5 protein-coding genes and 1 pseudogene are annotated in these 7,133 nt (G+C 62.3%); 5 read left to right on the forward strand and 1 reads right to left on the reverse strand.

Annotated elements, in window-relative coordinates; translation table 11 throughout:
• Window positions 1-125: 125 nt before the first annotated feature.
• The 3 genes from KGB28_RS25130 to cueR all read left to right on the forward strand — a co-directional run bounded on the left by KGB28_RS25130 (window position 126) and on the right by cueR (window position 3,518).
• Window positions 126-509 (forward strand): hypothetical protein, encoded by a 384-nt coding sequence (locus KGB28_RS25130; RefSeq protein WP_223448312.1) that lies wholly within the window; start codon window positions 126-128, stop codon window positions 507-509.
• Between the two features lie 205 nt (window positions 510-714).
• Window positions 715-3,108, forward strand: a complete 2,394-nt coding sequence (locus tag KGB28_RS25135; protein WP_223448313.1) for a heavy metal translocating P-type ATPase — start codon at window positions 715-717, stop codon at window positions 3,106-3,108.
• Window positions 3,105-3,518 carry a Cu(I)-responsive transcriptional regulator gene (gene cueR, locus KGB28_RS25140; protein ID WP_223448314.1) on the forward strand — a complete coding sequence of 138 codons (414 nt, stop codon included), beginning with the start codon at window positions 3,105-3,107 and terminating at the stop codon, window positions 3,516-3,518. Before KGB28_RS25135 ends, cueR begins: the two co-directional genes overlap by 4 nt.
• Before the next feature lie 182 nt (window positions 3,519-3,700).
• On the opposite strand, the gene KGB28_RS25145 is transcribed toward cueR, so the two are convergent.
• Window positions 3,701-4,594, reverse strand: coding sequence for a PA4780 family RIO1-like protein kinase (locus KGB28_RS25145; RefSeq protein ID WP_150727786.1), 894 nt, complete (start codon window positions 4,592-4,594; stop codon window positions 3,701-3,703).
• A 444-nt stretch (window positions 4,595-5,038) separates the two neighbouring features.
• Between KGB28_RS25145 and KGB28_RS31900 the strand changes: the two are divergent.
• Window positions 5,039-6,127: pseudogene (locus KGB28_RS31900) on the forward strand (cache domain-containing protein); the annotation flags it as partial.
• Between the two features lie 129 nt (window positions 6,128-6,256).
• Window positions 6,257-6,985, forward strand: a complete 729-nt coding sequence (locus tag KGB28_RS31905) for a methyl-accepting chemotaxis protein (RefSeq protein ID WP_411740602.1) — start codon at window positions 6,257-6,259, stop codon at window positions 6,983-6,985.
• The last annotated feature ends 148 nt before the right edge of the window (window positions 6,986-7,133 follow it).

Here is a 7,133-nt window from a genome sequence, read left to right on the forward strand (position 1 = left end):
TGAACCCAGTTTCGAGCTTGCCACCATGGCAAGGTCAAGTTCTGAAGCTAGCTGCCGGGCTGGCAATCGGGGCGACGCTCGGCCAAGCTGCGTCCATCAATGACTCGAACTCAGGAGATTCAGCCATGCGCTGGTCAGTTTTCAGCCTGTTTGGCTTTCTCAGCCTTTTCGCCGCCATGCCTTCGGTCAATGCTGCCGGTCAGGATTATGGCGTGCTGATCATTTCCCGCGAGCGCCTGGAAGTCGCGACCAGTTGCGAAATCGGCGTGTACATCCAGGATCAACTGGCAGCGCGGCTGTTTCAGGAACAGAGCACCTCGTTCAACCTGCCGCCGGGCATTGTATCGCTACGCCTGAAACTGCTGCCGGGCCAGGCCCCAGGTTGCAATCCGGGCATGCTCGCGCCGGGTTCGCAGGATATCCAGCTCAAGGCCGGCGATGTGCTCAAGTACCGGATCGCGATGACGCAGGAAGGGATGTACCTCAAGCGCGCCGGTCTCGGCTACTGACACAAATCCCTGTGGGAGCGGCGGTGCGGCGATCCGACTTGCTCGCGAAGGCGTAGTGTCAGTCGACATCAATTTTGCCTGACACACCGCTTTCGCGAGCAAGCCCGCTCCCACATTAGATCAGAGGCAAGTTTAAGATTGGTGCTTGACCTTGCCAGCATGGCAAGGTTGATCCTGTGGTCATCTACTACAGGGAGTGCGACCGATGTCCGAATCCACCACGTTCGACCTGCCGATTGCCGGCATGACCTGCGCCAGTTGCGCCGGGCGGGTCGAGCGCGCCTTGAGCAAAGTCATTGGCGCCAGTGCCGTCAGCGTCAACCTCACCACTGAACAGGCCCGGGTCCAGGCACCCAGCGACAGCCTGCCGGCCTTGATGGATGCCGTGGCCAAGGCCGGCTACAGCGTGCCGCAACAGAGCCTGGAATTGAGCATCGACGGCATGACCTGCGCATCCTGCGTCGGTCGGGTCGAGCGTGCGCTGGGCAAGGTTGCCGGTGTGAAAAGCGTCAGCGTCAACCTGGCCAACGAACGCGCCCACCTTGAACTGCTCGGCCAGGTCGATCCGCAAACCTTGATCGCCGCGGTGGCCAAGGCTGGCTACAGCGCCAGCGTCTGGGAAGCCGAACACCCGACAACCGACAATCAGCAACAGCGCCTGCACCGCGAACGCCTGGCCTTGATCATCGCCATTGTCCTCGCCTTGCCGCTGGTATTGCCGATGCTGCTGCAGCCATTCGGCGTGCACTGGATGCTCCCGGCCTGGGTGCAATTTGCCTTGGCCACGCCGGTGCAATTCGTCTTCGGTGCACGGTTTTACATCGCCGCGTGGAAAGCCGTGCGCGCCGGGGCCGGAAACATGGATTTGCTGGTCGCCCTGGGCACCAGCGCCGGGTATGGCTTGAGCCTGTACGAATGGGCCACCGCCGCCGGGCGCATGCCGCATCTGTATTTCGAAGCCTCGGCGGTGGTGATCGCCCTGGTGCTGCTGGGCAAGTACCTGGAAAGCCGCGCCAAGCGCCAGACCGCCAGCGCCATCCGTGCCCTCGAAGCCTTGCGCCCGGAACGGGCGATCCGGGTGATCGATGGCCACGAGCAAGACGTCGCCATCAGCGCCCTGCGCCTCAATGACCTGGTGATGGTCAAACCCGGCGAACGCTTCCCGGTGGACGGTGAAGTGGTTGAAGGCCAGAGCCACGCCGACGAAGCCCTGATAAGCGGCGAGAGCCTGCCGGTGCCCAAGCAGCCCGGCGACAAAGTCACCGGCGGTGCGATCAACGGTGAAGGCCGGTTGCTGGTGCGTACCCAGGCCCTCGGTGCGGAAACCGTGCTGGCGCGGATCATCCGTCTGGTGGAAGACGCCCAGGCCGCAAAAGCGCCGATCCAGAAACTGGTGGATAAAGTCAGCCAGGTGTTCGTGCCCACCGTGCTGCTGATTGCCCTGGCCACCCTGATCGGCTGGTGGCTGTATGGCGCGCCGATGGAATCCGCGCTGATCAACGCCGTGGCGGTGCTGGTGATCGCCTGCCCGTGTGCCCTGGGCCTGGCCACGCCGACGGCGATCATGGCCGGCACCGGCGTGGCGGCACGCTACGGGATTCTGATCAAGGACGCCGAAGCACTGGAGCGCGCCCATGAAGTCAGCGCAGTGGTATTCGACAAGACCGGCACCCTGACCTCCGGCGCCCCGCGCATTGCTCATCTGAGTGCCATCGACGGTGATGAGGCGAGCCTGCTGCAATTGGCCGGCGCCCTGCAACGCGGCAGTGAGCACCCGCTGGCCAAGGCTGTTCTGGATGCCTGCGCCGAACGCCATTTGAAGGTGGCCGATGTCAGCGACAGCCAGTCCCGGACCGGCCGCGGCATCGCCGGAAGCCTCGAAGGGCGTCGCCTGGCGCTGGGCAATCGGCGTCTGCTGGAGGACAGCGGCTTGAATGCCGGGCCGTTGGCCGACTCCGCAATCGCGTGGGAAAAAGAAGGCCGGACCTTGTCCTGGCTGATCGAGCAATCCCCAGAACCTCAAGTGTTGGGCCTGTTCGCCTTCGGTGACACCCTCAAGCCCGGCGCACTGCAAGCGGTGCAACAACTGAATGCACGGAACATCAGCAGCCACCTGCTGACCGGCGACAATCGCGGCAGCGCCAAGGTGGTCGCCGAGGCGCTGGGCATCCACGATGTGCATGCCGAAGTGCTGCCGGCAGACAAAGCCGCCACGGTCGCCGCACTGAAACAAACCGGGGTGGTGGCGATGGTCGGCGACGGCATCAATGACGCCCCGGCACTGGCCGCCGCCGACATCGGCATCGCCATGGGGGGCGGCACCGACGTCGCCATGCACGCGGCCGGCATCACCCTGATGCGCGGCGATCCGCGACTGGTGCCGGCCGCGCTGGAGATCAGCCGCAAGACCTACGCCAAGATTCGGCAGAATCTGTTCTGGGCTTTCGTCTATAACCTGATCGGCATTCCGCTGGCGGCGTTCGGCTTCCTCAATCCAGTGCTGGCCGGGGCGGCCATGGCGTTGTCGAGCGTCAGCGTGGTGAGCAATGCGTTACTGTTGAAAACCTGGAAACCCAAGGACCTGGAGGACAACCGATGAACATCGGCCAAGCGGCCCGCCACAGCGGCCTGAGCGCAAAGATGATCCGTTATTACGAATCCATCGGTCTGCTCAAGGCGGCCCATCGCACCGACAGCGGTTACCGGGTGTACGGCGATGACGACCTGCACACCCTGGCGTTCATCAAGCGCTCGCGGGACCTGGGGTTTTCCCTGGAAGAAGTCGGCAAGTTGCTGACCCTCTGGCAAGACCGCCAGCGCGCCAGCGCCGATGTGAAAGCGTTGGCCCGCCAGCACATCGATGAGTTGAACCAGAAGATCCGCGAGCTGGGTCAGTTGCGCGACACCTTGCAGGACCTGGTTGAGCACTGTCAGGGCGATCATCGGCCGGATTGCCCGATTCTGAAGAATCTGGAGTCGGGGTGTTGCACCACTGCGGCCCCATCGTGATAGCAGGACACCGCAAAAACCTGTGGGAGCGAGCTTGCTCGCGATAGCGGTGTACCTGACACATCAATGCTGGATGTGCCGACGTCATCGCGAGCAAGCTCGCTCCCACAGGTATTGTGTCTGTCACATTGAATCTGTAACCCACAAAAAACCCGGCCGAAGCCGGGTTTTTCTTTATCCGATCACTGCATCCACGGTGGAGGCGGTTCTTCGGTCTTGCCCGGCGGAGCATCGTCCGCCGCGCGTACGGCTTGCTTGCGCTCTTCATCCAGGCGCGCGGCCTCGATCTCGCGCATGATTCCGCCCACGTCGGCCAGCTCTTCCGTGTCGGCGAACTCGCCGGTCAGGACACTGGCCGGGTGCAAGGTGCCGGCCTCGTACAAGGCCCACATTTCCTTGGCGTACTTGGTCTTCTTCAGCTCCGGTGCAAACCGCCCGAAGTAGGACGCCATGTTGCCCACATCCCGCTCCAGCATGCTGAACGCGTGGTTGTTGCCCGCCGCGTCCACCGCCTGCGGCAGGTCGATGATGACCGGGCCGGTCGGCGTCAGCAGCACGTTGAACTCGGACAGGTCGCCGTGCACCAGACCGGTACACAGCATCAGCACGATCTGGGAAATCAGATACGCGTGATACTCCCGGGCCTGGTCCGGCTCCAGCACCACATCGTTCAGGCGCGGCGCGGCATCACCGTACTCGTCGGCCACCAGCTCCATGAGCAGCACGCCTTCGAGGAAGTCGAACGGCTTGGGCACCCGCACACCGGCATTGGCCAGACGGAACAGCGCCGCCACTTCGGCGTTCTGCCAGGCGTCCTCGGTTTCCTTGCGTCCAAACTTCGAGCCCTTGGCCATCGCACGGGCCTGACGGCTGTTACGTACCTTGCGGCCTTCCTGGTATTCGGCCGCCTGACGGAAACTGCGTTTATTCGCCTCCTTGTAGACCTTCGCGCAACGCAACTCGTTGCCGCAGCGCACCACATAAACAGCTGCTTCTTTACCACTCATGAGTGGGCGCAGCACCTCGTCGACCAGACCGTCCTCGATCAGGGGTTCAATGCGTTTTGGAGTCTTCATCAGCTTTTATTGTGGGTCCTTTATTACCAAACACGCGAAAGTCATTCGTTATACGGCAATCCACTCACCGGGGGGAGGGGTTGCCGACTTATGAACATTGCAGAAGCACACAATGTACCGATTTCATCAAGTAAAACCGACGACCGCCATGGTCGTTCCAGATCATAGCCGAGCCTGCGTCACTTGTTGTGCAAGGGCATTGAGGGCAATTGCGACAGAAGCTGACACCACCATTCATACCTTCCGTAGGATTTTTCCCAACGGGCCTCAATTTCCTCCGACAACAGCCGAAGTCCTTAGTGACAAAGTGATTTGTCCGACAATCGCTGCCCCAATAATAGCGATGCCGCACTCAAGGACCCGGGTTGACCAAGAACGTTTCGCCTGCCAATAAACCGCGAGTCATCTGCACTGCGTGGGCCTACAAGAAAATCTGGAGCGCGGATGAACATCAAACAGAAGTTGACCTGGGCGTTTGCAATCATCGCCTGCCTGCCCGTGGTGCTGGTCGCCACCCTCGTTGTGCTGAACCTGCGCAGTGATGCCAGGGACGAATTCGTCGACGGCAGTGCCCGCGAGATTCGTCAGGTCAGCAACGCCATGCAGTTGTTCTTTGACGGCATCAGCCAGAACGTCGATTACCTGGCCAGGCAGCCGCTGATCCGAAACTCCGACGACAGCCTCAAGACTTACATGGCCGCCAACGCCGAGAGCGTCCCCCAGGGCGAGGCTGACAAAAAAGTCTTCACCCTGCTCCAGGACCTGGGCAACAGCCACCCGGCCTACGCCTATGCCATCCTCGGCACGGCGGCGGGCGGCTACGTGTCGTGGCCGGATGATCCGAAGCTTAATAATTACGACCCGCGCCAGCGCCCCTGGTACAAGGCTGCCCAGGCCAAACCGGGCAAGCCGTTCCGTACCGAGGCCTATTACTGGGCCCAGGACGACGCGACCTACGTCAGCACCGTGCGCACCATCGACAACAAGCTGGGCACCAACGGCGGCGTGGTCAGCATCGACGTGACGCTCAAGCAGCTCACCGAAATCGTCAAGCAGATCAAGCTCGGTGAAACCGGCTACCTGATGCTGCTGGAAAACACCGGCATGGTCCTGGTGGATCCGAAACAACCGGAACACAACTTCAAACCGCTGAATAGCCTTGGCGACGGCTACGCGCATCTGGCCAAGGCCGGCAAGGGCCTGGTGGAAGTGGAGTTGAACGGCGAGCACTACATGGCCAACGTCTGGCCGTCCGAGCAACTGGGCTGGACCTTTATCGGCCTGATCAAACAGGACGACGTGATGAGCTCCGCGACCCAGTTGACCTGGTTGATCGCCATCATCGCCGCCGTCCTGGCCGTCATCTTCGCCATCGTCGGAGCCAGTTTTGCCAGCCTCATCGTGCGCCCGATCCGCAGCGTGGCCAGCGGCCTGGAAGGCATCGCCCAAGGCGAAGGCGACCTGACCCAGAACCTGCAAATCCGTGGCAACGATGAAACTGCGCAACTGGCCAACTGGTTCAACCAGTTCCTGACCGCGATTCGCAACCTGATCCAGAACATCGGCGGCGCGGCGGGCAAGATCCTCGCCACGTCCAAGAGTTCGACCCAGGTCTCCAGCGACATGGCCGAAGCCGCCGGACGCCAGCGTGAAGCGGTGGACATGGTCTCCACGGCGTTCCACGAAATGGTCGCCACCGCCAACGAAGTCGCACGCTCTTGCAGCCAGGCGGCGGAGTCTGCCGACAGTGGCCAGCGCCAGGCGCGCGAAGGTCAGCAGCAGATCGATGCGGCGGTGAACAGCGTGGATCGCCTGAGCCAGGAAATCGAACAGTCGGCCCAGTCGATGCAACAGCTCGAACGCGACAGCAACGACATCCAGTCGATCCTGGGGACCATCCGCTCGATCGCTGAACAGACCAACCTGCTGGCACTGAACGCCGCGATCGAAGCGGCCCGGGCCGGTGAACAAGGACGCGGCTTTGCCGTGGTGGCCGACGAAGTGCGGGCCCTGGCCAAGCGCACGGCCGACTCCACGGCGGAAATCGACGGGCTGCTGGGCAACCTGGCCAAACGCACCAGCCAGGTGACCCAGCAGATGCACGCCAGCCTGGAAGTGTCCCAGCAATCGGTGACGCGCATCGGCGAGGCGCGCAACAGCTTCGGGCAGATCCGCGAGTCGGTGGACGTGATCCGCGACATGAACACCCAGATCGCCACGGCGGCGGAACAACAGCATCAGGTGGCAGAAGACATCAACCGGCACATCAGCCAGATCCATGGCGATGCGCAGTTGGTGGCGGAACTGGCCAACTCGGCGCGCATGGATTCCCAGAGCCTGGCCGGGTTGTCCAATGAGCTGGACGGGTTGGTGCGCAGGTTTCGTACCTGATCAGCCGGCACACCACCAATCCCTGTGGGAGCGGGCTTGCTCGCGAAAGCGGTATGGCAGTCAACATTGATGTTGATGGCCTCTTCGCGAGCAAGCCCGCTCCCACAGTTGTTTTTACTCAGCGCTCGATGATTGCAGTCACACCCTG

This window comes from Pseudomonas sp. BF-R-19 (assembly GCF_019956445.1).
Classification (GTDB): domain Bacteria; phylum Pseudomonadota; class Gammaproteobacteria; order Pseudomonadales; family Pseudomonadaceae; genus Aquipseudomonas; species Aquipseudomonas fluorescens_BH.

Excerpts from the sequence above, each read along its gene's own strand:
- KGB28_RS25130 (WP_223448312.1), top strand. The coding sequence starts at position 126 with ATGCGCTGGTCAGTTTTCAGCCTGTTTGGCTTTCTCAGCCTTTTCGCC.
- KGB28_RS25135 (WP_223448313.1), top strand. The coding sequence starts at position 715 with ATGTCCGAATCCACCACGTTCGACCTGCCGATTGCCGGCATGACCTGC.
- cueR (WP_223448314.1), top strand. The coding sequence starts at position 3,105 with ATGAACATCGGCCAAGCGGCCCGCCACAGCGGCCTGAGCGCAAAGATG.
- KGB28_RS25145 (WP_150727786.1), bottom strand. The coding sequence starts at position 4,594 with ATGAAGACTCCAAAACGCATTGAACCCCTGATCGAGGACGGTCTGGTC.
- KGB28_RS31905 (WP_411740602.1), top strand. The coding sequence starts at position 6,257 with ATGGTCTCCACGGCGTTCCACGAAATGGTCGCCACCGCCAACGAAGTC.